The organism is Paraburkholderia sp. DD10 (assembly GCF_049177125.1).
GTDB classification, from domain to species: domain Bacteria; phylum Pseudomonadota; class Gammaproteobacteria; order Burkholderiales; family Burkholderiaceae; genus Paraburkholderia; species Paraburkholderia terricola.
Genome location: NZ_CP185392.1, coordinates 2,846,126 through 2,869,646 on the forward strand (window position 1 = coordinate 2,846,126; position 23,521 = coordinate 2,869,646).

Consider the following 23,521-nt stretch of genomic DNA (forward strand, 5'->3'; position numbering starts at 1 on the left):
CGTTTGGCGCGCATGCACGGCGCGGCCGCGGTGGAATTCGCCATCGTGCTGATTCCGCTCGTCACGCTCGTGGCCGGCGTGGCCGAATTCGGTCACGCGATCTACCAGTACGAAGCGCTCACCAAGGCGACGCGCGACGCGGCCCGCTATCTGTCCACCTACCTGCCGACCGATAGCGCCTACCCGCTCGCGCAGGCTCAGTGCCTCGCCGTCTACGGCAGCACGACGTGCCCCTCGTCGGGCAGCGGAACCGAACTCGTGTCGGGCCTGACGACTTCGATGGTGGTCGTATGCGACAGCGCGCACACGAGCGGCTGCACCGATCCGTCCGACCCGCCGCAGTTCGCCAACGTCCCGACCTACGACAACGACAACGGCGTCGGCCCCTCGAACGCCGCCGGCAGCATCAACCTGGTCGAAGTGAAGATCGCCGGGTATCCGTACTCGCCGCTCCTCACCTACTTCAACCTGGTGGGCCTGACGTTCGGCAACATCGTTACCGTGATGAGGCAAGTGTCATGAAGAACCCGCTACCGTTATCCGTATCGAGGCGGCTGCGCAAGCAGCGCGGCGCCGCCGTCGTGGAGTTCGCACTGGTTGCCGGCATTCTCTGCACGGTGCTGATCGGCATCTGCGAATTCAGCCGCGTGCTGTTTTACTGGAACACCGCGAGCGAGGCCGTGCGTCTCGGCGCGCGCACCGCCGTGGTGTGCGATGCCAACGCGGCGGTGATCAAGAGCAAGATGACCAGCCTATTGCCCCTGCTCGCCTCGTCCAACGTGAACGTCGCGTACACGCCGACCGGCTGCGACGCGGACCCCGCGACGGCGCGCAACACATGCCGGCTCGTTACCGTCAGCATCAGCAACGTCAGCGTGCAAACCATGATTCCGTTCGTGCCGCTCACGCTCACGATGCCGCCGCTCACCACCACGCTGCCGCGCGAAAGCCTCGCGACGTCGACCGGCGGCACCGTCTGTCAATAACTTCCTATAACCAGGCCACCACGATCATGATCAACATTCTCATCACTTCGGAAGACGCCACGCGGCTCGCGCAAATCGTGCGTCTGATCGGCGAGTGCGGCAACTATCGCACCACGCGCGTGGCAGGCAGGCCGTCGTTGCTGATCGAGCGCGGCGACAGCCTGGACGCGTTCGACGTGCTGATCGTCGACGCCGCGTCGCTCGATGCCGCGGAGCTGCCGGTCGTCGCGAGGCTCTGCAGCGGGCGCACCCACGTCACCAGCATTCTGCTGATTCCCGACGCGTCGCCGCAGACGCTGATCGAAGCTATGCGCGCGGGCTTTCGCGACGTGCTGGGCTGGCCGCTCAATCGCGCCTCGCTCGGCGACGCGCTCTCGCGCATCGAGAGCCAGCGGGCGCTCAATGGCGCGCACGAGACGCAGATCGTTTCGTTCCTGTCCTGCAAGGGCGGCGCGGGAACCAGCTTCATTGCCAGCAACGTCGCGCATGCGATCTCCGAAACGCAAAAAAAGCGCGTGCTGCTGATCGACCTCAATCAGCTTTTCGGCGACGCCGCGTTTCTCGTGACCGAGGAAAAAGCGCCCTCCACGCTGCCGCAAATGTGTGCGCAGGTCGAGCGCATGGACGCGGCTTTCTTCGACGCCTGCCTCGTGCACGTGAGCGACACGTTCCACATCCTCGCCGGCGCGGGCGATCCGATCAAGGCGTCGGAGATCAAGGAAGAAAGGCTCGAATGGATCCTGGGCGTGGCCGTTCCGCGCTACGACATGGTGATCTTCGACCTCGGCCAGTCCGTGAACGCGCTGTCCATCCTCGCGCTCGATCGCAGCGACCAGATTCATCTCGTGCTGCAGGCAAGCATGCCGCACGTGCGAGCCGGCCGGCGTTTGCAGGAAATCCTCGCGTCGCTCGCCTATCCGGCCGACCGCACGCGGCTGCTGCTGAACCGCTACACGCGCCACGGCGAACGCGCGCGCGCCGCGCTCGAAGAAGTGCTCGGCATGCGGCCGTATCAGGTGATCCCGGAGGATACCGACACGGTATTGGAATCGGTGAATCACGGCGTGCCGATCACCAAGGTGAGCCGCACTAGCAGCGTGTCGCGCAGCCTGCTCGCGCTCGCCGGCAACATCGTCAGCCTCTCGGCGGGACCCGAAGGCAGCCGCGTCAAAAGCGAGCCGCTGCTGAGCCGCTTCTTCGGCCGCCAGCCGGCGCCGAAACTCAAGGCTATGTGATACACAACAGGGAGACACACCATGTCGCTGCGTGAACAGATTTCCGCTCAACGCGTGCAGCCGTTCGCCGAGCGCGAAAGCAGCCACCATTCGTCGAATCAGATGGCGCGGGGCGCTTACCAGAAGCTCAAACGCGAAATACATCAGTGCGTGCTCGAACGCGTCGAACTCGAACGTCTCGCGCGCCTGCCGACCGATCAGGTCCGCCAGGAGATCGGCACGCTCATCACGCGCATTCTCGAAGAAGAGAAAGCGCCGGCCAACGATTTTGAACGCCGCCAGCTGGTGATCGACGTGTACGACGAGATGTTCGGCTTCGGTCCGCTGGAAAGCCTGCTGCGCGATCCGACCGTGTCGGACATTCTGGTCAACACGTACCAGCACACTTACGTCGAACGCAAGGGTCGGCTCGAACTGACCGACGTGACGTTCTACGACGACACGCATCTGATGAAGGTGATCGAGAAGATCGTGTCGCGCGTCGGGCGCCGCATCGACGAATCGAGCCCGATGGTCGACGCGCGTCTGCCGGACGGCTCGCGCGTGAACGCGATCATTCCGCCCTCGGCGGTGGATGGACCGCTGCTCTCGATCCGGCGCTTCGCGGTCAATCCGTTGCAGGTCTCCGACATGATCGAGTTGCAAAGCCTGACGCCGCCGATGGCCGAGGTGCTCGATGCGCTGGCGCGCGCGAAGGTCAACGTGCTGGTGTCGGGCGGCACCGGCAGCGGCAAGACCACGCTGCTCAACGTGCTGTCGGGCTTTATTCCCGACGACGAACGCATCGTCACGATCGAGGACGCCGCCGAACTGCAGATGCGCCAGCAGCACGTACTGCGGCTCGAGACACGCCCGCCGAACATCGAGGGGCGCGGCGAGATCACGCAGCGCACGCTGGTGCGCAACGCGCTGCGGATGCGGCCTGACCGCATCATTCTCGGCGAAGTGCGCGGGCCGGAAGCGCTCGACATGCTCAACGCGATGAACACGGGTCACGAAGGATCGCTCGCCACGATCCACGCGAATACGCCGCGCGATGCGCTCACGCGCCTCGAAAACATGATCAACCTGGGCGGCCTGTCGCTGCCGACCAAAACCATGCGCCAGCAGATTTCGTCGGCTATCTCGGTGGTGGTGCAGGCGGCCCGCCTGACCGACGGACGCCGCAAGATCGTCAGCATTCAGGAGATCACCGGCATGGAAGGCGACATCGTCAACATGCAGGAAATCTTCACGTTCAAGCGGACCGGCATCGACGAAAACGGTTCGGTGCGCGGGTACTTTTGCGCGACCGGCGTGCGGCCCAAATTCGCCGAGCGCCTGCAGGCGTTCGGCATCAACCTGCCCGATCAGACCTACGATCCGGGACGGCACTTCGAAACCCGGTGATCCGGCGAGGCCGATCCGCTCATTGACTCGTCGCGGTCTCAGGAGACCTGCATGAACCCGATCTTCTACGCATTCGCCATCTTGCTGTTCCTCGCTGTCGTGCTTGCGCTCGAGGGCGGCTACCAGTGGTGGAACAATCGTCACGGCCCTTCCGCGCGCCGGATCGAATCGCGAATCCGCGCGTTGTCCGCCGGCGGCCAGGTGCATAAGGATCGCCTCACGATCCTGAAGAACCGCATGCTGAGCGAGTCCCAAACGCTCGACAAACTGCTGATGCGGCTGCCGCGCATCCAGACGCTCGACCTGTGGATCCAGCAGTCGGGGCTCAAGTGGTCGATCGCGCGGCTGTTCGGCGCGAGCCTCGTGCTGCCGGCCGCCGTGCTCGGGGCGGCCACGTTCGCACCGGTGCCGACGCTGTTCGCCGCGCTCGGCGCGCTCACCACCTCGGCGATTCCGTTCCTGTACGTGAGCCGGCGGCGCAGCAAGCGGCTGCGTCAACTCGAACGCCAGTTGCCCGACGTCGCCGACATGATCAGCCGCGCGCTGCGCGCGGGGCATGCGTTCTCGGGCGCGATCGGCATGGTGAGCACCGAGTTCGCCGAGCCGATGGGCGGCGAATTCCGCATCACGTTCGACGAGATCAACTACGGCGTCTCGCTGAACGAAGCCCTGTTGAATCTGGCGACGCGCGTGCCGGTTCGCGATCTGCGCTACTTCGTGATCGCCGTGCTGATCCAGCGGGAAACGGGCGGCAATCTCGCCGAGGTGCTGGACGGCATCGCGACGCTGATCCGCGAGCGCCTCAAGCTGTTCGACAAGATCCGCGTGCTGTCGGCCGAGGGCAAGCTGTCGGCGTGGATCCTCGGCCTGCTGCCGTTCGTCACCGCCGGCTTCATGATGGTCCTGAACCCCAGCTTTCTCGACGTGCTGTGGCAGGACCCGGCCGGCATCAAGATGCTGCAGACGCTGGCCTTCTCCATGCTGTTCGGCGTGATGTGGATGCGGCGCATCGTGAAGATTCGCGTCTGACGCGCCCGCCTCGCAGGCGTGTCGCGTAACAAGATACCAGGGAGTTGTCATGCAAACGCTCGACTCGATGCATATGCTGTTGCTAGCCGGTCTTTTCGCCGTGGTGTTCGGCGCGGCATTCGCCGCGATGCTGCTGCTCTCGCCACGCGATATGCGCCGGCGCATCGAGCAGGCGGGCGGCGCGAACCTGCCGATGTCCGAACCCGGCAGTACGTCGACCGGGTCGGCCTGGCTCGAAAAGCTCGCGGAGATTTCGCAGCCGATCTCGAAGCTGTCGATCCCGGCCGAAGGCTGGGAAAACTCGGCGCTGCGCGTGCAAATGATGAACGCGGGCTGGCGCACGCAGGGAGCCGCCGCGCTTTATTTCGCCGCCAAGACCATCCTTGCGCTCGTGCTGCCGCTGATCGCGCTCGCGTTGCTCTCCAATACGTCGTTCTTCGCGCAACAGTACATGTTCATGGGCACGCTCGCGCTGCTCGCCGCGTTCGGCTACTACCTGCCGAACGTGGTGCTGACGCGGCGCATCGCGTGGCGCAAGCGGACCATCTTCGAGGACTTCCCCGACGCGCTCGATCTGCTGACCGTGTGCGTCGAAGCGGGTCTCAGCCTCGACGCGGGCTTGATGAAAGTGGCGGGAGAAATCGAATTGCGCAGCCCGGTGGTCGCGAGCGAACTGCAACTCATGCTGCTCGAAATGCGCTCCGGCTTTACCAAGGAAAAGGCGCTACGCAATCTCTCGCTGCGCACGGGCGTCGAGGACGTCGATTCGTTTTGCGCGATGCTGGTGCAGGCCGAACGGTTCGGCACCAGTATCGGCTCGTCGTTGCGCGTGCTGTCGGACACGCTGCGCACGCGCCGGCGCATGCGCGCCGAGGAACAGGCGGCGAAGATCGCGCTGAAATTGCTGTTTCCGCTGATCTTCTGCATCTTTCCCGCGCTGCTCACGGTTCTGCTCGGGCCCGCGTTCATCCATATCTACCGGGTGTTGCTGCCCACGTTGAGCGGCGGCGGTTAGGAGGTGCTCGAACCGGCGGGTGTGCATCGGGTGTTCGTGCATCGCAGGTCGCCGGGAAAGTACCGATACGTCCAGGGCGAATCCGGACGTTATTGCTGAGGGGGCGTTTCACGCTCCTCGCGGCAACAGGTGTGCGGGCGCGCACCGACGCAAGAATGAAGGGGGAAGTACCGTGCGAAAGTCATCCGAGCGCGCTGCAACGGTCGTCTGCGCGACGGCCGGTCCGGCTGAGTCGGCTCCCGCGCGCCTGCCCGACACTCGGCGCCGTCTGATCTGCGTTGCTCGCACGCCGGACGACGCGCTTCTCGCGGACCTGCGCGCGGCCGGCTGGGACGTGGTCGTGGCGAAGACCCCCGCCAGCGCCGAGGCCGCGACGAGGAAGACCGGCGTCGCCGCGGGGCTCATCGATTTCGACGGCTTCACGCTGCGCGACTTTTCCGTGCTCAAGGCCTGCCTGAGCCAAACCGCGATCGGCTGGGTGGCGGTCACGGCCGATGGCCAGGCGGCCAGCAAGCCGGTGCGCGAGCTGATCCGCAATTACTGTTTCGACTACGTCACGCTGCCGTTGCCGCGCGAATCGATCGCGCGCGTGCTCGGGCACGCTCGGGGCATGGCGGCATTGGATTACCTCGACACCGCCGCCGGAACCCCGCTCGCGGACGACGACGAGATGGTGGGCAATTGCGAGGCCATGCGGCAGCTTTTCAGCACCATCCGCAAGGTCGCCAACACGAACGCCAGCGTGTTCATTTCCGGGCAGTCCGGCACCGGCAAGGAACTCACCGCGCTCGCGATCCACCGTCGTTCGCCGCGCCGCAAGGCGCCGTTCGTGGCGATCAATTGCGGCGCGATCGCCCATAATCTTCTCCAGTCAGAGTTGTTCGGTTACGAACGCGGCGCGTTCACGGGGGCGGACCGGCGCAAGATAGGCCGCATCGAATCGGCCAACGGCGGCACGCTGTTTCTCGACGAAATCGGCGACATGCCGCTCGAAGCGCAAGCGAGCCTGCTGCGCTTCCTGCAGGAAGGCAAGATCGAGCGGCTCGGCGGCAATGAGCCGATTGCGGTCGACATCCGCATCATTTCAGCGACTCACGTCGACCTCGAAGCGGCGATAGAAGACGGACGCTTTCGCGCCGACCTGTTCCATCGCCTGTGCGTGCTGCGCGTGGACGAACCGCCGCTGAACCAGCGCGGCGCGGATATCGAAGTGCTCGCGCACCACGTTCTGCAGAAGTACAAGACCGACAGCACGCACAAGATTCATGGCTTCACGCCGTCGGCGATCGAGGCCATGCGCCACTATCACTGGCCCGGCAACGTGCGCGAGTTGATCAATCGCGTGCGCCATGCGCTCGTGATGGCCGAAGGCCGGCTGCTGACGCCGCACGACCTCGATCTCGAATCGCCTGCCGACAGGAGAACCGCGACGCTCGACCATATCCGCGAAACGGCCGAGCGCGGCGCGATCGAAACCGCCTTGCGGCGCTACAACAACCGGCTGGGCGAAGCCGCGACGGCGCTCGGCATCTCGCGCGTCACGCTGTATCGGCTGATGACCGCGTATGGCATGCGCGATGCGGCGGGCGCGGCGGTGGACCATGCGGATGACGAGTCCGATGGGAAGATGTCCGCGTGAATGGTTGCTGGTTGGTTGCTCGCTGGTGCGCAAGTGCTTCAGAAATTCATGACGGCATGAGCGATTGCGCCGCCACCGCGACGTCTCTCGCCACCGACGCGAGCGCTCGACTGTGCGCCTCGATCAGCGCGTCATAGCCTGGCGCGCTTGCCGCCTCGCGCACGAGCGAGCGTCCATTCACTCTCCGTGCTCCCTTCGGCGCACGCACTGACCACATCACGGCCAGCGTTACCGTGCCGTCCGCCAAGGAATCGAAGCTCTGCACGTCGATCGACACGCGGTAGGCGTCATCGTCCACGCGCTGCGGATAGGTGGAGATCATCGCGCCCGGCATGAGCCGCGTGAGATCCACGGCGAGCACGCGCGGAATCTGACTCTTCAATGGCTCGGCCCAGCGGGCGAACTCGTTTATCGACACGCGGTTCGCATCCAGCCTCGAAACGATTTGCGGCCGGTCGACCAGGTCGGGCACTGTAACCGGGTCGATAGCAATCTGAATCGCGATCGCATTGGCGCCTTGCGGCGGCGCGACAGCCTGAACCGGACTCAAGGTATAGAACCTCGACGCCGGCGAACTCGCGCATCCCGCCAGAAGCATCGGCACGAACACGCCCAGCAGTAGCGTTGCATATCGACGCATTACTTGTCCTCGACCTTGCCGCGCAGCAGCGCTTCCGGATGGCGTTGCAGGTACTCCGCCAGCGAGCGGAACGAGGCCGCGGTGCGCGACAACTCGCGCATGGTCTCGGCGCTGCTCTGCTGCAACGGCGAGTCGCTTTGCAACGCGCGATTCGCCGACGTGAGTGCTTCGCGCGCCGCGCTCAGCGTCGCCTTGGCGTCGGGCGCGAGATCGGTGCTGATCGTATTCATCAGCGCGTCCGCGTCAGTGAGCGTTTTGCGCAGATCGTGGCTGATGCCCTCGAATGGAATCCTGTTCAACGTCGCCACGAGCGTGGTGATCGAGTCTTGCAAACTCTGCAAGTTGCCCGGCACGGTCGGCAATTGGGGCGTCTTTTTGCTCCAGTCCATGCTCGCCTTCGGTGAAGCGGGGAAGAAATCGATCGCGACATACAGTTGGCCCGTCAGCAGGCTCGCTGTTCTCAGTTGCGCACGCATTCCTTTTGTCACCAGATAGTCCGCAAACGCCTTGCGCTCCGACGGTATTCGCCCGACGGCGCTTCCTGCGTCATCGCGAGAAATCAAACGCTCGGGGAAAATGCTGACTTCCACCGGGATATCGAACGCCTTTGTCGCCGGATCAAAATGCGAGCTGATCGCCGACACCTCGCCGATGACGATGCCGCGGAAATCGACCGGCGCGCCGAGGGTCAAGCCGCGCACGGATTCCTTGAAGTTCAGCACGTATTTATCGACGATTGCGTCGTGCCGTTTCATCGCCTCGGCACGGTCGGCGAAAAGTTTGTACTCGTGCCGCGCTTCTGCTTCGATTCGGAGCGTCGCGTCAGGCGGAGTCTCGAATGCGAGGCCGCCAATCAGAAGCGACACCATCGATTCGGTGTTGATCTTCACGCCGCTCGCATCCAGCGTCATATCCACGCCGCTGGCGTGCCAGAAGCGGCTGTCGCTGGTGACGTACTTGTCGTAGGGCGCATTGATGAAAACGTGCAGCGTCATGCCGACGCCGTCCGCGTCGAGCGCGTATGAAACGATCTGCCCGACCTGAAGGCGCCGGAAAAAAACCGGCGAGCCGATATCGAGTGAACCGAGGTTCTCGCTCTTCAGCACGAACTCCCGTCCCGGCGTGCCCGATGCGAGAGCCGGTGGCGACTCCAGTCCGACGAAATCGCCACGCGCTGTTTTCGAAGTGCCGATATCCATGCCGATGTGAGAGCCGGTCAATATCGTTCCGATACCCGATACCGTACCGCCGGCAATGCGCGGCCGGACAACCCAGAACCGCGTATCGTCGACGAGCATGCTGGAAGCGTTGCGCGACATCTCCGCGCTGGCCAGCACGGTTTTGTGGTCGTCGGAAAGCTCGACGCTTTTGATGATGCCCACGTCGACGTTCTTGAACTTGATCCTGGTCTTGCCGGCCTCGATGCCCTCACCGGTGGAAAAGCGGATCGTGACGGTCGGGCCCGTTTGCATCACGGAACGCACCATCAGCCAACCGGCAACGAGTACGGCGATCAGCGGCACCAGCCAGATCAGTTGAATGCGCCACTTCGGTGGTTCAATCGCGACGGCTTCGGGAATAGCGGTTCCGTTCTGCGCTGACGATCTATTCACCTTCCGGCTCCACGGCGTCCCATATCAGCCGGGGATCGAACGACAGCGCGGCGAACATGGTGAGCACCACGACCGCGCCGAATGCAATGGCGCCAGGACCCGCATCGACCGAGGCAACCGTACCGAATTGCACGAACGCAACCAGAATGGTAATGACGTAAATATCGAGCATCGACCAGCGGCCGACCCTCTCCACGGCGCGATAAATACGCGTTCGCGTGTGTGGAATCAGCGGAGAGCGCAACTGGGTGCTCCACGCGAGGTAGATCAACGACAGAATCTTGAGCATGGGCACCACGATGCTTGCGACAAAAACGATAGCGGCAAGCGGCCACGACCCCGAGGTCCAGAGATAAACAATGCCGCTCAGGATGGTGTCCGATTGCGCACCGAACAGCGTACTGGTGACCATGACCGGCAACAGAATGGCCGGGATGTAAAGGATCATGGCGGCAAACAGAAATGCCCAGGTGCGCAAAAGACTATTGGGCTTGCGCAAATGCAGCGCCGCGCTGCAACGCGGGCAGGTTCCGACGTGACCGTGAACGAGCGGCTTCGACAGCAAGCCGCAATCGTGGCACACGAACAGACCCGCACGCGCGGCGGTCACTTGTGTGGCGTGGGAAGCGAGCGCAGGCGGCATGCCGCGGCCTTGCACCGCATCGAGGCGCGCCCATATATCGCGCGGATTGAATGTCACGGCCGCTGCCGCGAGCAGCACCATGACCGCGCCGAATGCCCAGATCGCGACGCCGGGCACTACCGAGGCAATGTGCTGCAGTTTGACGAGCGCGACCAGCATGCCGAGCATGAGCACTTCGATCATTCCCCACGGCGCAACATGGCGGAGCACGCGAAGCACGATCTCGGAACGTTGAGGCAGGCCGCCGATATGCAACGGTATGAGCACATAGATCACAGACGCGATGTTCAACGCCGGCATCAGAAGCGTTGTCACGAACACGAGGCCGGCAATCGGCCACATGCCGTCCAGGTACAGCGAATAAGCCGCCCCGAAAAGCGTGGTTTCGACCAGCACGCCATTGACCCACAGGCCGACGATCGGAAAGCAGTTCGCCACCACGAACAGCACGGCGGCAGCCAGGGTGAGGGCGAGCGCGCGATCATAGGTTGCCGGCAAGCAGCGGTAGAGCGTTGCATTGCATCGCTGGCATCGCGCGACACCGTTCTCGACGAGCGGCGTCTCCCACTGGAGAAAGTCGCATTCGTGACATGCAATCAATTTGGCTTTTTTCATTTTTTGCATTCGCTAGCGGCCGCACGCTCCGGGAAGCGCGCGCCTTATACCCGGCCGGCGCGGCCACGTTCATGCAGCGCCGTGGAGACCGGTCAATGCCGCGCGAGCCGGCCGCCTCGGCCGGTTATGTCGCGTGGCAAACCTGGTTCATTTGAATTGCGCGACGAGCGCGTCGGCCCCTTTATCGATGCCGGTTTTCGACGCGCTGAGCGATCCGAAACTCGCGCCCAGGTTGTACGGATTGGGGTATTGCTTCGTTACGTAGGCATTGAGCAGGCGGTTGGTCGAGGCGTCGTAGATTTCGACCGCATAGCTGACGGAGCCTGTGAAAGCGCCCTCTTTGCCACGGGCCGTTTGAACGACGTTGTAAATGCCGCCCGCAATGTCGAAGCGCGAAAAAGTACTGATCACCGGCGTCGTGGTGGCCGCGCCCGTCAGCGTCAGCTTCAGGCGCAGCGTGCTCAGGCCCGGCTCGTTCGCCAGTTCGAAACGCGTGCGCAGCTTTTCGGCAAACGTTGTTTGCATGTAACCGGCGAGGGCCGCTTTATCCTTGTCTTGCATGTCGCCGAACTGATTGTCGGCGCCACGGTAGATCACGACCGGATCGATGATCACCCGGCCGTACTTGCGCCAATCCACCTGAGTCGCAAAGCGATAAGGCACTCGCCCGGACTCATCCTGCTGATTCGGTTGCAACGAGGACGACGACGCGATCCCCGAATACGCAACGGGCTTCACGCTCGAACAGCCGATCAAGGCGGTGCAAATGGCGGCAATCAGCAGATGCCGCGGCTTCATTGACTTATACATTCAGATCTCCAGTTTCGATTCCCTGTGGGGTACGGCAAATTACTTCGTTAAAACCAGCTATACGGTTTGTTTTGTATCTGAAGCTTGGGATTTGCCCGTGGCTGATGCCCGGCGACGCCTGAGTCAGAAGTTTTTAACGCTCAACAATCAATTCGCGTTCGTTTGGCGAAGTGCTGGAACGGCGCGATACAGGTACGGCGCGTGGCCCGCCTTTGACGTGAGCAATAGCCGACCACTGGCGTTCATCCAGCAGGCGATCGAACAACCGCGCACGCTCCTTTACCGAAAACGGACAAAGCCCCAGCAGAGCCGTCAATGCGAGGCCATTGGCCGCGGCCCAGCGCAGCAGCGCCAGGTCGGGATCGGCTGCCTCGCTCCTGATGCGTTTGACCTTCGCCGCATTGCCCTTGCGAACGGGAGACAAAAGCGTCGGATCTTCCACGAGCGCGGCAAGTACGGCTAGGGCGACGGAGTGCGGCTGGGTAACCGTTTCACGCAATGTCGCGATCTGTGCCAATAGGTCGGCTTCGCGCGTGGCCGAACCGAGCGCAGCCAGATAGTCCCGGGAGAATTGCTCGAAGTGCTCGGTCTGGTGGTCGAGCAACGCTTTCAGCACCTCGCTCTTGGTGCGGAACTGATGCATCAATCCACCCTTGCTCATGCCGCTTTCGCGCGCGATAGCGTCAAACGTCAGACGTCCCGGACCGTCGCGAGCGACGATGGTGAGCGCCGCCTGAATGGCCGCGTGGCGAGAACGTTCTGAGCGGGTGGGGTTGTCCATTATTCCTCTGGGAGCGCGATTGCAGGTTCACGCAGCCGCGCCAAAACATGCGCGAGCATCGAGGACGCAGACTAACATCGGCGACCCCCCGTGTAAACCGTCCAGATGGTTTGTTTTATTGCTGAGGACGTGAACGAGGTCCGCTTAACGGCGCCGCGGCGGTCGTCAATGGCCTGCATCGCCTCTTCGATTCGTCAATTCAAGAACTCTTGAAATGACGAAACAAATGGCTTATCGTGGCGGGCATGGACTCGAACCTCGTCGTCCGCGCCCTCGGCGCCCTCGCCCATGACTCGCGCCTCGCGATCTTTCGCCTGCTGGTGGTCGCCGGCCCAGGCGGCATGGCCGCCGGCGAGATTGCGCAGCAAGTCGGCCTTTCTCCATCGAGCCTGTCGTTTCACCTGAAAGATCTGTCTCACGCAGACCTGGTGAAGCCGCGGCAAGAGGGGCGGTTCGTTATTTATACGGCGAACTTCGACGCGATGACGGGGCTGATCGGCTTTCTCACCGACAACTGCTGCGCCGGCGCGACCTGCGCCGCGAGCGATTTGTCCGATTGCTGCGCCATCGGCGAAAAACCCGCAAAGGAACCCAATGAGCAGCACTGAAACGGCGAACGCCAGCGCTCGGCCGGCGATCGGTTTTTTCGAGCGCTATTTGACGGTGTGGGTGGCGCTGTGCATCGTCGGCGGCATCGCGCTCGGGCAAATGCTCCCGCAACTCTTTCAGGCGCTCGGCCGCATGGAAGTGGCGCAGGTCAATCTGCCGGTCGGCGTGCTGATCTGGGTGATGATCATTCCGATGCTCGTCAAGATCGACTTTGCCGCGATGACGCAGGTGAGAAGCCAGTGGCGCGGTATCGGCGTCACGCTGTTCGTGAACTGGTTCGTCAAGCCGTTCTCGATGGCGCTGCTCGGCTGGATCTTCATCCGCCATGTGTTCGCGCCGTGGCTCCCCGCCGATCAGCTCGACAGCTACATCGCCGGCCTGATCCTGCTGGCGGCCGCGCCCTGCACGGCGATGGTGTTTGTCTGGTCGCAACTCTGCAAGGGCGATCCGTATTTCACGCTTTCGCAAGTGGCGTTGAACGACTCCATCATGATCGTGGCCTTCGCGCCGCTCGTCGCGCTGCTGCTCGGGCTGTCCGCCATTACGGTGCCGTGGGACACGCTGATCATTTCGGTGGCGCTGTACATCATCATTCCGGTCGTGCTCGCGCAATGGCTGCGCCGGCATCTGCTCGCGAAAGGCGAGGCGCATTTCCGGCGGACCGTCGCGCGCCTCGGCCCGTATTCGATCAGCGCGCTGCTCGCGACGCTCGTGCTGCTGTTCGCTTTTCAAGGACAGGCGATCGTCGATGAGCCGCTCGTCATCGCCATGCTCGCGGTGCCGATCCTGATCCAGGTGTTCTTCAATTCAGGCCTCGCCTATCTGCTCAATCGCCGGCTCGGCGTCGCGCATTGCGTCGCGGGTCCATCCAGTTTGATCGGCGCGAGCAATTTCTTCGAGCTTGCGGTGGCCACGGCCATCAGCCTGTTCGGCTTTCATTCGGGTGCGGCGCTGGCGACGGTGGTCGGCGTGCTGATCGAGGTGCCGGTCATGCTGCTGGTGGTCAGCGTCGTCAACCGTTCGCAGCACTGGTACGAAGCTAAACTCGGCAACAAGGGACAACCGCTATGAGCGTCACGATTTATCACAACCCGAATTGCGGCACGTCGCGCAATACGCTGGCCATGATCCGCAACGCCGGCATCGAGCCGGAAATCATCGAGTACCTGAAAACGCCGCCGAATCGCGAGACGCTGAAGGATCTGATCGCCCGCGCCGGCCTCACGGTACGCGCCGCGCTGCGTGAAAAGGGCACGCCCTACGCGGAACTGGGACTCGACGATGCGTCGTTGACCGACGAGCAACTACTCGACGCGATGCTGGCGCATCCCATCCTGATCAATCGCCCGTTCGTCGCGACGCCGCTCGGCGCGCGTCTGTGCCGGCCGTCCGAAATCGTGCTCGACATTTTGCCGGCCGCGCAAAAGGGTTCCTTCACGAAGGAAGACAGCGAACAGGTCATCGATAGCGAAGGTCGGAGAACCCGCTCATGACGCGAGATCTTCCCAACGTCAGCGCCCCGCACCTCGACAAGCCGGACTTGCAAAAGCTCGAAGCGCCCGTGGTTTCGCAACACGCGCCGCGGATTCTGCTGCTCTACGGCTCGCTGCGCCCCACGTCATACAGCCGGCTGCTCACGCTCGAAGCCGAACGCATTCTGCGTCATTTCAGCGCCGACACGCGCGTGTTCGATCCGCATGATCTGCCGATCGTGGACAGCGTGACAGCCGATCATCCGAAGGTGGTGGCGTTGCGCAAGCTCTCCGAGTGGTCGGAAGGACAGGTATGGTGCAGCCCCGAGCGTCACGGCACGCTAACGGCCGTCTTCAAGAACCAGATCGACTGGCTGCCGCTCGAAAGCGGCGGCGTGCGTCCCACGCAAGGCCGCACGCTCGCGGTGATGCAGGTGTGCGGCGGCTCGCAATCGTTCAACGCGGTCAATGCGCTGCGGGTTCTGGGCCGCTGGATGCGCATGGTGACGATCCCCAATCAGTCGTCGGTGGCGAAGGCGTGGCAGGAGTTCGACGGCAACGGCCGAATGAAACCCTCGGCTTACTACGATCGCGTGGTCGACGTGATGGAAGAGCTGTACAAGTTCACGCTGCTGGTGCGCGACCGTTCCGACTACCTGACCGATCGCTACAGCGAGCGGAAAGAGGCGCATCCCGAGCTTGCAACGACACTCGCGGCCGCGGCAATGAATCAGGAGTCGGTCAGCGCCAATGCGGACACCGACGACAGCGAAACGGAGTAACAGCGCTCGCTGCGGTGCAACCAGTCCGCTAGCGATACGTCTCGCCTCACGCAAGAAATTGAGCGACCATCGAATCAATTTCGAGTGAGAGGGTTTTCATGAAACCTGACACCGGCGAGCCCGAGCGGCCGCCGAGCCGTACCGGGCGTATCGTCTCGCGCTGGGTCAACGGGCTGGCGGTGGCGCGCGGCTACCGGCTTGCATGGCTGCCGCACGACGCGATCGCGGGCCTCAGTCTCAGCGCCGTGCTGGTGCCCGCCGGCATGGCTTACGCGGAAGCCGCCGGCCTGCCCGTCGTCTCGGGACTCTACGCGTCGCTCGCGGCGCTGCTCGCCTACGCGCTGTTCGGCCCGAGCCGGATTCTCGTGCTCGGTCCCGACTCGGCGCTGGTCGCGTTGATCGCGGCGAGCGTCGCGCCCTTGGCGCACGGCAACACGGAACACGCGATCGCGCTCGCCGGCGGCCTCGCGCTACTCTCCGGCGCGATCTGCCTGGCGGTCGGCATGCTGAAGCTGGGCTTCGTCACCGAACTGCTGTCGCTGCCGATTCGCTACGGCTACCTCAACGGCATCATGCTGACCATCGTCGTCGGACAAATACCCAAGCTGCTGGGCTTCCAGGTGCAGGGCGCGTCGTTCCTCGCACAAGTGCGCGAGCTGGCGAGCGGCGTGGCCGCGGGCAAGATCAACGGCATGGCGCTGACGATCGGCGTTGCGGCGCTGGCCGTGATCCTCGGCTGCAAGCGCTACTGGCCGAAGGTGCCCGGCGTGCTCGTCGCGGTCGCGGGCGCGACGCTTGCGGTCGCCGCGCTGGGCCTCGCGCCGCGCTTCGGGCTGGCGGTGATCGGCAACATGCCGCAAGGCCTGCCGGCGCTGCACATTCCCGCGCTTTCCCTCGATGAATGGACGACGCTCGCCGGCGGCGCGGCCGCGATCGCGTTGGTCTCGTTCACCGACATCAGCATCCTGTCGCGGACCTACGAGGCGCGCAGCGGCGAAGCCGTCGACCGCAATCAGGAGTTCGTCGCGCTCGGGCTCGCCAACATCGCGGCGGGCGTCGCGCATGGCTTCGCCGTGAGCGCGAGCGGCTCGCGCACGCCGGTCGCGGAAGCAGCCGGCGCAAAAACCCAGGCGACCGGCGTGGTCGCCGCGCTGGTCGTCGCGGGACTGCTGCTGTTCGCGCCGCGGGCGCTGCGCGACACACCGCAGGCGGCGCTTGCCGCGGTCGTGATCGCCGCGTGCCTCGGGCTGCTGGAAGTGCGCGGCGTGTGGCGGCTTTACCGGCTCAGACCGAGCGAGTTCGTGCAATCCATCGCGTGCCTCGCCGGCGTCGCGCTGCTCGGCGTCGTGAACGGCATCGGCATTGCGCTGGCGCTCGCGATTCTCGGGTTCCTGTGGCGCGGCTGGCGTCCGTATTCCGCCGTGCTCGGCCGCGTCGACCGGATCAAGGGCTATCACGACCTCGCCCGGCATCCGGAGGCCCGCCGCATTCCGGGGCTCGTGCTGTTGCGATGGGACGCGCCGCTTTTCTTCGCCAACGCGGAGATTTTTCGCGAGCGCATGCTACAGGCGGTTCGCGAGGCGCCGACTCAGACCGCGTGGATCGTGATCGCCGCCGAACCGGTGACGGACGTCGACCTCACCGCCGCCGACACGCTCGCGCGGCTTCGCGACGAACTGCTCGCGTTGAACGTGACGCTCTGCTTCGCGGAGATGAAGGGGCCCGTGAAGGACAGCCTGAAACACTATGGCCTGTTCGACGCAATCGGCGACCAGCACTTTTTCCCGACCGTCGGACAAGCCGTGAACGGCTACCTCGAGACGCACGACGTCGAATGGCGCGATTGGGAAGATGAAGCGTAGACGCTGTCGCGCCGCCGAGCTTACGTGGCACGTGGCTTGCGCTTCGTGCTTCAAATGCGGCGGCGGCGTTCGCAACTCATGCGCCCAGCCAGTCATATCGCGGAGGCAACATGGCACCTGAGCGGATCATCTTCATTCGGCACGCGGAAAAGCCGGGCGCCGACGAAGGCATCGGCGTCGAAACGGACGGTACGTCGGACGAGGAAAGCCTCGCGGTTCGCGGCTGGCAGCGTGCCGGCGCCTTGGCGCGCTTTTTCTGTCCGATCGACGAGGCGCGTGCGGCGCGACTGACGCCGGCCGCCGTGTTTGCTCCGGGAACCGGCCCGGCGAGCAAGAGCAAGCGCGCGATGCAGACCGTCGCGCCGCTGGTTGCGCTGCTGCGGGCAACCTCGCGCGTGAAGTACGTCACGGCGCATCAGAAGGACGACGGGCCAGCGCTCATGAGGGACGTGCTGGCTCAACCGGGTATCGTGCTGATCGCGTGGGAGCATAAAGTGCTGCCGTCGCTGATCGAACACCTGCCCAGAGCGCCCGCGGTTCCCGCCATCTGGCCCAGCGACCGGTTCGACATGATCTGGATACTCGATCGCCTGCCGGACGGATGGTCGTTCTCGCAAGTCCCGCAATTGCTGCTTCCCGGCGATAGCGCGGAGCCGATCGCCGGATGACTGCGGCGCGGCGCGTGCGCCGTCGATCAGCAACACGGAACGCGGGCCTGGCTCATGTCCTCACACCTCGCCCACGTACTCACCGCGAGCCGGGTAGTCGTTCTTGATGATGAAATCGAGCGCCTGCAATAGCTCGCTGAAATTGGGTCGCACGAACGGCATCGACTGGATCGAGAGGTAGTAGACCGTCTGATCCGGCTTCAACAGAAACACGCCGGGCTCCGAGAACAGCGCGGGCTCCTCGATGCCGATCGAGGTTTTGCCTCGCGACGTCGATAGATACAAGCCCCATTGGCGGGCGTCGGCGAGCGGCAGTCCAAAGCCAATACGCAAATGGCTTGCGCCAATTTTGTCGGCCATCGCCGTCGCGCGGTCTCTGTCGTCCGAACTGATCGCAATCGTTGCGACGCCCCGTTCGGCGAAGCTGGGCGTCAGACGCTCCAGTTCTTTCAGATAGGTCGCACAGATGGGGCAATGCAGGCCCCGATAGAAACAGATCAGCGTCATGCGTTCCGGCTTCTCGGCGGCGAGACGGAACGGACCGTGGGCCAGCGTCTCGACAGTGAGTTCGGGGGCTTTCTGACGGGGAATCAGCATGGAGAATCTCCTTCGACAGTGGGTGGCGGGCGCGCGCCGGATCGGCGCCTGAGTTAGACTTTCTCACACTCAAACGCATGAAAAATCCACATTACATGATCGAACGTCCCAGCCCGACACCCAAAGTCGATCGTCTGTCGGCTTTCTTCCGCGCTTTCGATCTCTCCGTTCAGTTATCGGAATCCCGCGAGCCGGATGCCGATGCCCTGCTGCTCGTTCTCGGCGACTCGCATCGGCAAGCCGAACAGGTCGCGCTTCTTACCGGTGAACGGGCGGTCCAGGCGTCGCCATCCAACGTGCTCGTGGCCGCGTCCGTGTACTTCGGCGGCGCGGTCAATCCGATCGTTTCGGCAATGCCTGAAGACATTCAGGTAGGCCTGAGCGAAGCGCCAACGCTTCGGGCGATTACCGACGCTTTTGTGGAAGAGGCGCTGGACGCGCGCTGCGGACGAACGGCCGCGCTTGGACGTTTATGCGAGGTGATCGTGTTGATGATCCTCAGACGCGCGATCGACAATGGCGCGACGCAACCGGGACTCCTCGCGGGACTCTCGCATCCTGCGCTTCATCGGGCGCTGGTCGCCCTGCATGACGCGCCCGCGCGCATCTGGCGGATCGAGGAACTCGCGGAGATCGCGGGTATGTCCCGCAGCCGCTTCATGGTTTCGTTCCGTGAAACCGTGGGGACGACGCCCGCCGCTTATCTGAGCGCGTGGCGTTTGAAGCTCGCGCATCGGGCGCTCGCGGAAGGCGCCCGCGTCAAGTCGGTGGCTCTGCGTGTGGGATTTGGCAGCGCGGCGGCGTTCTCGCGAGCGTATTCGCGCGAGTTCGGTTACCCACCGGCGGGAGCGCGTCACGAATGAGCGCGGTTCATCAGGAATGCGGCCATTTCGCTGGCCGGTCTTTCAGTTAAGCGGCGGGCGTCCATCCATTGATGCACGCCCGCCGCCGCGTTCGATCCGTCACCTGCTATCGAGCGCAATGCCGCCGTTAGCGATCCAACTGCTGGATGCCGGCCAGTCGCCACGCCTGGTCGCCATGCGTGCCGCGAACAATGTTCCAAACCTCCTGGAACGGCTCGGCGTTCTGAGCGCCGTCTTCGCGCATCTGGCCGTGAAAGCGCACGCTGACCAAAGTCTCATCCGCATTGTTCTCCACACCCAGCACTTCGGCGTCGAGTTGCGGCACCTCGGTACGGTTCGGCTGGCTACCGCGGCTTTCCAGATCCTGCTTGATTCGCGCGAACATCTCCGGCGTGGTCAGCTCGAACAGATCGCCCTGCTCGTTGCGGTCCCATGCGCTTTGCAGGCGCATGAACATGGTCTTTGCCGAAACCAGCAACTCGGCCTGGTCCAACGGGAGCGAATTCGCCGGCGCATTCACCGCGCCCGCCATTCCGATCGCTCCCGTCGAGGCGCGCTGCGAACCGAAAAAGTTCGTATCGGGCCGCGTCTCACCGGTTCGATTCAGAAACGGCGAGCCGTTGGTCTGCTGCCGATTCGCGGCGCTTTGCCCTGCGCCATGTCCCGCGCCGTGCCCATACGCCAGATCCGGACGACGCCGATTGGCGATGAAGCGGAACAGCATGACGCCGGCGAAAATCACCGCGCCGATCAGCAACGCATTCGACAGCATTTGCGCGAGCCCCTCACCGAGACCGAGCGACGACAGCAGCGCGGCAATGCCCAAGCCGGCGGCGAGGCCGGCGAGCGGGCCCATCCAGCGATTACGCGCCGGCGCGGCGGCAGGCGCCTGCGCCGCGGACTGCTGCGCCGGTTGAGCCTGCTGGCTTCGTTGCGATTGACCAGACGGCGACGCCATTTGCGACTGGCGCCCGATACTTTGGCTTCCGCCCACTCGCTTCGCTTCGGCGTCGTTCGACGCCACCGCGCCGAGTGCGAGCACGCCCGCGAGACCGAGCGCCGCGGTCCCGCGCGTCACCTTACTGGCAACTCGTCGCAGTTGATCGATGGTATGCGTGTACATATAAAACCTCTCTTGATGTGCCTGTGGGCTGCCCGCATTGCGCGTCATCCTTCCTCGCGACGACCTTACGGACAGTAATATTTTTTCGGTCGTTAAACTTGCAGCCGGTTGGCCTGCAATCCGCCATGCGCGGCCTGCAAACCATTGCCGTGGATGTAATGCTCCAGTTCCCGGATCGTGTGTTCCTGTTCCGACATCTGGTTCTTGATCAGGTCGCCGATCGACACCATGCCGATCACCTGCCCCGCCGCGATCACCGGCAAATAACGTATGCGGTGCGCCGTCATGAGCGCCATGCATTCCTCCGTTGTCTGCTCCGGGCTGACGTAGCGCACCGCCGTCGACATGATGTCGCGCACCGGCGTATTGCGCGATGAACGGTCCATCAGCACGATTTTTCGCGCGTAGTCCCGCTCCGTGACGATGCCGGCTATGCGCCCCTCGTGCGCCACGATGAGCGCGCCGACCTGGCGGTGAGCCATGATCGCTATCGCGTCGTACACCGACGCCGATGCCTGGGTCGACCACACGGTCTGGGAAGCCTTCGACCGCAGAAATTGTGCAACCGATGCCATATGTCACCTCTGTCATCTGTCATTAGCCGCCCGCTGACGCCTCGGGGCGAGGCTTGAATCTAACCGAATCCGAGACAACGGAAAATTCGTATTTTTGTTGCTGATGCTTCGAGAAAAACGTAACGTGGCGTGGTCAAGGGAGGCACGTGTGAACTTCAAGCATCTGTATTACTTCTGGGTCGCGGCGCATGCGGGCGGAATCGTCCGCGCCGGCGAGCAGTTGCACATCACGCCGCAGACGCTTAGCGGCCAGATCAAGCTGCTCGAGGAAGCGCTGGATAAAAAGCTCTTCAAGAAGAGCGGCCGCTCGATCGAACTCACCGACGCGGGCCGGCTGGCGCTCGATTACGCCGATGAGATCTTCTCGCTGGGCTCGGAACTCGAAAGCGCGGTGCGGCGCGAAAAGGAGGTCGGCACGCAATCGCGGTTCCGCGTCGGCATCGCGGATTCGGTGCCGAAGGCGATCGCCTACCGGCTGCTGGAGCCGGCGTTGAGCGCGCCCGCTTCGCTGCGTGTGATCTGCCACGAAGGCAAATTGCATGCGCTGCTCGCGCAACTGGCCGTGCACCGCCTCGACCTGATCATCGCGGACGCGCCCATTCCCGCCGACGTCAACATCAAGGCGTTCAATCACCGGCTCGGCCGTTCGACGCTTAGCTGCTTCGGCGCCAAGGCGCTGTTGCAAGGCGGCCGCAAACGCTTTCCGATGTCGCTCGGCCAGTTGCCGCTGCTGCTGCCCGGCACGGAATCGGCGGTGCGCCGCAAGCTGGATCACTGGCTGGCGTCGCGCGCGATTTCGCCGCGCATCGTCGGCGAATTCGACGACGGCGCAATGGCGATGGCGTTCGGCCGCGAGGGCCGCGGCCTGCTGTTCGCGCCAACCGTGCTGGAGAACCAGTTACAGGCGGAACATAAGCTGACGATGGTCGGGCAGATCAACACCATCGTCGAGGAATTCTTTGCGATCTCGATCGAGCGCCGCATCAGTCATCCGGCGGTCGCGATGATCATCGACGCGGCGCGCAGCGAATTGTTCAACGCTTGAATCGTCCCTGAGCGTCGCCCCTTCCCCGCCCACTGTCATTACGATAACCTTTCATCAACGACATCGAAGAAATGGGATGCCGCTCGATTTGCGGCTGCTCGTTGCCGGACACAGGTTCGCTCTCATCCGCACGTGATGAGAACGGACACACAGCAAAGGCGTTTCATGGACGAAAGTTATCCGATGCCGCTGGTCAAGCGCATCATCCTCGCGTTTCTTCTCGGCGGGCTCGTGGTGTTGAGCTACGTGGTGCTGCACCTGTTCCTCGTGCCCGCCGCATGGGCCACCATTCTGGCCTACGTGACCTGGCCCGCCTATCGCCGCTTGCGCTCGCTGATGCGCGGCAACGCCAACGCCAGCGCGCTGCTGATGACCGTCGTGCTCACGGCGGCGTGCGTCGTGCCGTTGATCTGGCTGATCGTGCTGTTGCGAGGCGAACTGGTCGCCGCCTATCAGGCCGTCGCGGTATTCCTCGCTCACGGTCCGCACCAACTGCCGGAACTGATTGCTCGCATTCCGTGGCTCGGGCAGTGGCTCCAGGAACTACTGAACCAGGTATCGACCGATCCTGCGGCGTTTCGCGCGCAAGTCGCGGAGTGGGCCGGGCAGTGGACCGGCGAGGCCGGCCAACTGGTCGGCGGCGTGGGCCGCAATGCGACCAAATTGGGCTTTGCCCTGTTGACACTGTTTTTCATGTATCGGGACGGCGAAAGCGCATTGGACCAGGTGCGCCGCGTATTACGGCATTTTCTCGGCAATCGTCTCGACGCCTACCTCGCCTCCATCGGCGGCACGACCAAGGCGGTTGTCTACGGGCTCGTGCTGACGGCATTGGCGCAGGGCGCGCTTGCCGGCCTCGGCTACTGGGTTGCCGGGATGGAGGCGCCGGTGTTGCTGGCCGCGTTTACCGTGCTGATCGCGTTGATACCGTTCGGCACGCCGTTCGTCTGGGGGGCGATCGGCGTATGGCTCCTCGTCACCGGAAAAACAATCGCCGGCGTGGGCCTTTTGCTGTGGGGCGCGCTGGTGGTGAGCTGGGTGGACAACCTGATCCGTCCGCTCGTAATCAGCAGCGCGACCCAGATTCCGTTTCTGCTGGTCGTGTTCGGCGTACTGGGCGGGCTTGCGGCCTTCGGCCTGGTCGGCCTGTTCATGGGGCCTGTCATCCTGGCGGTTCTGATGGCCGTGTGGCACGAGTGGCTGGAGGAGCAGGCAAGCGCGAATGCCGGGCCGCGAGTCCAGTCGAACGGGAACCCATGAGCGTGCCGTCCCGCCGTCAATCGTCGCGGCGGGGAATGAAAACGGTGCGCCGCAGACTGTCGATATCCGTCCAATAAGCGCCCACCTCCGCGAGCGCGACGGCCTCTGTCGCGATCCGCAACCCGGCGGGCACGGCGGCCGGCAGCGGGATATCGGCGCCGGCATGCTCGCAAACGAACAAACGGACGCACAGCAGCGGATTTCTCTAAAGTTGAAGGAGCGCCGGTCCATCTTGACCGGCGCCGCTGCGCTGATTTTCCAGCGCGAGTT

General features: G+C 63.9%; 24 protein-coding genes. 16 read left to right on the forward strand and 8 right to left on the reverse strand.

Going from position 1 to position 23,521, the window contains the following annotated elements; translation table 11 throughout:
* Positions 1-12: 12 nt before the first annotated feature.
* From ACOCG7_RS12955 to ACOCG7_RS12985, 7 genes are all read left to right on the forward strand, one after another.
* The gene (locus ACOCG7_RS12955; protein WP_421377616.1) at positions 13-522 is read left to right on the forward strand and encodes a TadE/TadG family type IV pilus assembly protein; all 510 of its coding nucleotides are present in this window, start codon (positions 13-15) and stop codon (positions 520-522) included.
* Positions 519-986 (forward strand): TadE/TadG family type IV pilus assembly protein, encoded by a 468-nt coding sequence (locus tag ACOCG7_RS12960; protein WP_421375742.1) that lies wholly within the window; start codon positions 519-521, stop codon positions 984-986. Before ACOCG7_RS12955 ends, ACOCG7_RS12960 begins: the two co-directional genes overlap by 4 nt.
* A 26-nt stretch (positions 987-1,012) precedes the next feature.
* Positions 1,013-2,221 (forward strand): AAA family ATPase, encoded by a 1,209-nt coding sequence (locus ACOCG7_RS12965; RefSeq protein ID WP_083081441.1) that lies wholly within the window; start codon positions 1,013-1,015, stop codon positions 2,219-2,221.
* A gap of 21 nt (positions 2,222-2,242) precedes the next feature.
* Complete coding sequence (locus ACOCG7_RS12970; RefSeq protein WP_073428885.1) at positions 2,243-3,610, forward strand: CpaF family protein; 1,368 nt, start codon at positions 2,243-2,245, stop codon at positions 3,608-3,610.
* Between the two features lie 51 nt (positions 3,611-3,661).
* The gene (locus ACOCG7_RS12975) at positions 3,662-4,639 is read left to right on the forward strand and encodes a type II secretion system F family protein (RefSeq protein ID WP_073428886.1); all 978 of its coding nucleotides are present in this window, start codon (positions 3,662-3,664) and stop codon (positions 4,637-4,639) included.
* Between the two features lie 49 nt (positions 4,640-4,688).
* Entirely contained in the window at positions 4,689-5,654 is a 966-nt protein-coding gene (locus ACOCG7_RS12980) for a type II secretion system F family protein (RefSeq protein ID WP_421375745.1), read from the forward strand.
* Positions 5,655-5,901: 247 nt separating this feature from the next.
* Positions 5,902-7,293 (forward strand): sigma-54 dependent transcriptional regulator, encoded by a 1,392-nt coding sequence (locus ACOCG7_RS12985; RefSeq protein WP_244220126.1) that lies wholly within the window; start codon positions 5,902-5,904, stop codon positions 7,291-7,293.
* 46 nt (positions 7,294-7,339) lie between these two features.
* Here the strand turns inward: ACOCG7_RS12985 and ACOCG7_RS12990 are convergent, their stop codons facing one another.
* The 5 genes from ACOCG7_RS12990 to ACOCG7_RS13010 all read right to left on the reverse strand — a co-directional run bounded on the left by ACOCG7_RS12990 (position 7,340) and on the right by ACOCG7_RS13010 (position 12,398).
* Positions 7,340-7,933 carry a PqiC family protein gene (locus tag ACOCG7_RS12990; RefSeq protein WP_421375747.1) on the reverse strand — a complete coding sequence of 198 codons (594 nt, stop codon included), beginning with the start codon at positions 7,931-7,933 and terminating at the stop codon, positions 7,340-7,342.
* Positions 7,933-9,546, reverse strand: a complete 1,614-nt coding sequence (locus ACOCG7_RS12995) for an intermembrane transport protein PqiB (protein WP_421375749.1) — start codon at positions 9,544-9,546, stop codon at positions 7,933-7,935. The genes ACOCG7_RS12990 and ACOCG7_RS12995 overlap by 1 nt, the downstream gene beginning before the upstream one ends.
* Entirely contained in the window at positions 9,539-10,804 is a 1,266-nt protein-coding gene (locus ACOCG7_RS13000; RefSeq protein ID WP_421375751.1) for a paraquat-inducible protein A, read from the reverse strand. The genes ACOCG7_RS12995 and ACOCG7_RS13000 overlap by 8 nt, the downstream gene beginning before the upstream one ends.
* Before the next feature lie 147 nt (positions 10,805-10,951).
* Complete coding sequence (locus tag ACOCG7_RS13005; protein WP_421375753.1) at positions 10,952-11,614, reverse strand: DUF3313 domain-containing protein; 663 nt, start codon at positions 11,612-11,614, stop codon at positions 10,952-10,954.
* Positions 11,615-11,747: 133 nt separating this feature from the next.
* Positions 11,748-12,398: a TetR/AcrR family transcriptional regulator gene (locus ACOCG7_RS13010; RefSeq protein ID WP_421377618.1), complete on the reverse strand. Its 651-nt coding sequence runs from the start codon at positions 12,396-12,398 to the stop codon at positions 11,748-11,750.
* A gap of 242 nt (positions 12,399-12,640) precedes the next feature.
* Here ACOCG7_RS13010 and ACOCG7_RS13015 point away from each other — a divergent pair, with 242 nt between their 5' ends.
* From ACOCG7_RS13015 to ACOCG7_RS13040, 6 genes are all read left to right on the forward strand, one after another.
* Entirely contained in the window at positions 12,641-13,003 is a 363-nt protein-coding gene (locus ACOCG7_RS13015) for an ArsR/SmtB family transcription factor (RefSeq protein WP_073428891.1), read from the forward strand.
* Positions 12,990-14,075: an ACR3 family arsenite efflux transporter gene (arsB, locus tag ACOCG7_RS13020; protein WP_421375755.1), complete on the forward strand. Its 1,086-nt coding sequence runs from the start codon at positions 12,990-12,992 to the stop codon at positions 14,073-14,075. The genes ACOCG7_RS13015 and arsB overlap by 14 nt, the downstream gene beginning before the upstream one ends.
* Positions 14,072-14,497, forward strand: coding sequence for an arsenate reductase (glutaredoxin) (gene arsC / locus ACOCG7_RS13025; RefSeq protein ID WP_421375757.1), 426 nt, complete (start codon positions 14,072-14,074; stop codon positions 14,495-14,497). The genes arsB and arsC overlap by 4 nt, the downstream gene beginning before the upstream one ends.
* On the forward strand, positions 14,494-15,258 hold the full coding sequence (gene arsH / locus ACOCG7_RS13030) for an arsenical resistance protein ArsH (RefSeq protein ID WP_421375759.1): 765 nt from the start codon (positions 14,494-14,496) through the stop codon (positions 15,256-15,258). Before arsC ends, arsH begins: the two co-directional genes overlap by 4 nt.
* 98 nt (positions 15,259-15,356) lie before the next feature.
* Entirely contained in the window at positions 15,357-17,120 is a 1,764-nt protein-coding gene (locus tag ACOCG7_RS13035; RefSeq protein ID WP_421375761.1) for a SulP family inorganic anion transporter, read from the forward strand.
* 110 nt (positions 17,121-17,230) lie between these two features.
* Positions 17,231-17,788 carry a phosphoglycerate mutase family protein gene (locus ACOCG7_RS13040; protein WP_421375763.1) on the forward strand — a complete coding sequence of 186 codons (558 nt, stop codon included), beginning with the start codon at positions 17,231-17,233 and terminating at the stop codon, positions 17,786-17,788.
* A gap of 60 nt (positions 17,789-17,848) precedes the next feature.
* On the opposite strand, the gene ACOCG7_RS13045 is transcribed toward ACOCG7_RS13040, so the two are convergent.
* Positions 17,849-18,385, reverse strand: coding sequence for a peroxiredoxin-like family protein (locus tag ACOCG7_RS13045; RefSeq protein WP_421375765.1), 537 nt, complete (start codon positions 18,383-18,385; stop codon positions 17,849-17,851).
* A gap of 95 nt (positions 18,386-18,480) precedes the next feature.
* Between ACOCG7_RS13045 and ACOCG7_RS13050 the strand changes: the two genes are divergently transcribed.
* Complete coding sequence (locus ACOCG7_RS13050) at positions 18,481-19,248, forward strand: AraC family transcriptional regulator (RefSeq protein WP_083082971.1); 768 nt, start codon at positions 18,481-18,483, stop codon at positions 19,246-19,248.
* A 127-nt stretch (positions 19,249-19,375) separates the two neighbouring features.
* Here ACOCG7_RS13050 and ACOCG7_RS13055 read toward each other — a convergent pair whose 3' ends face one another.
* Both ACOCG7_RS13055 and ACOCG7_RS13060 read right to left on the reverse strand, forming a co-directional pair.
* The gene (locus ACOCG7_RS13055; protein ID WP_083081459.1) at positions 19,376-20,371 is read right to left on the reverse strand and encodes a Tim44 domain-containing protein; all 996 of its coding nucleotides are present in this window, start codon (positions 20,369-20,371) and stop codon (positions 19,376-19,378) included.
* Between the two features lie 92 nt (positions 20,372-20,463).
* Entirely contained in the window at positions 20,464-20,946 is a 483-nt protein-coding gene (locus ACOCG7_RS13060; protein WP_310118467.1) for a CBS domain-containing protein, read from the reverse strand.
* A gap of 148 nt (positions 20,947-21,094) precedes the next feature.
* On the opposite strand from ACOCG7_RS13060, the gene nhaR reads away from it, so the two are divergent.
* Together nhaR and ACOCG7_RS13070 are read left to right on the forward strand one after the other, a co-directional pair.
* The gene (gene nhaR, locus ACOCG7_RS13065; RefSeq protein WP_073428901.1) at positions 21,095-21,991 is read left to right on the forward strand and encodes a transcriptional activator NhaR; all 897 of its coding nucleotides are present in this window, start codon (positions 21,095-21,097) and stop codon (positions 21,989-21,991) included.
* A gap of 165 nt (positions 21,992-22,156) precedes the next feature.
* A complete protein-coding gene (locus ACOCG7_RS13070; RefSeq protein WP_310118470.1) occupies positions 22,157-23,251 on the forward strand; it encodes an AI-2E family transporter in 1,095 nt (364 codons plus the stop codon).
* Positions 23,252-23,521: the final 270 nt, after the last annotated feature.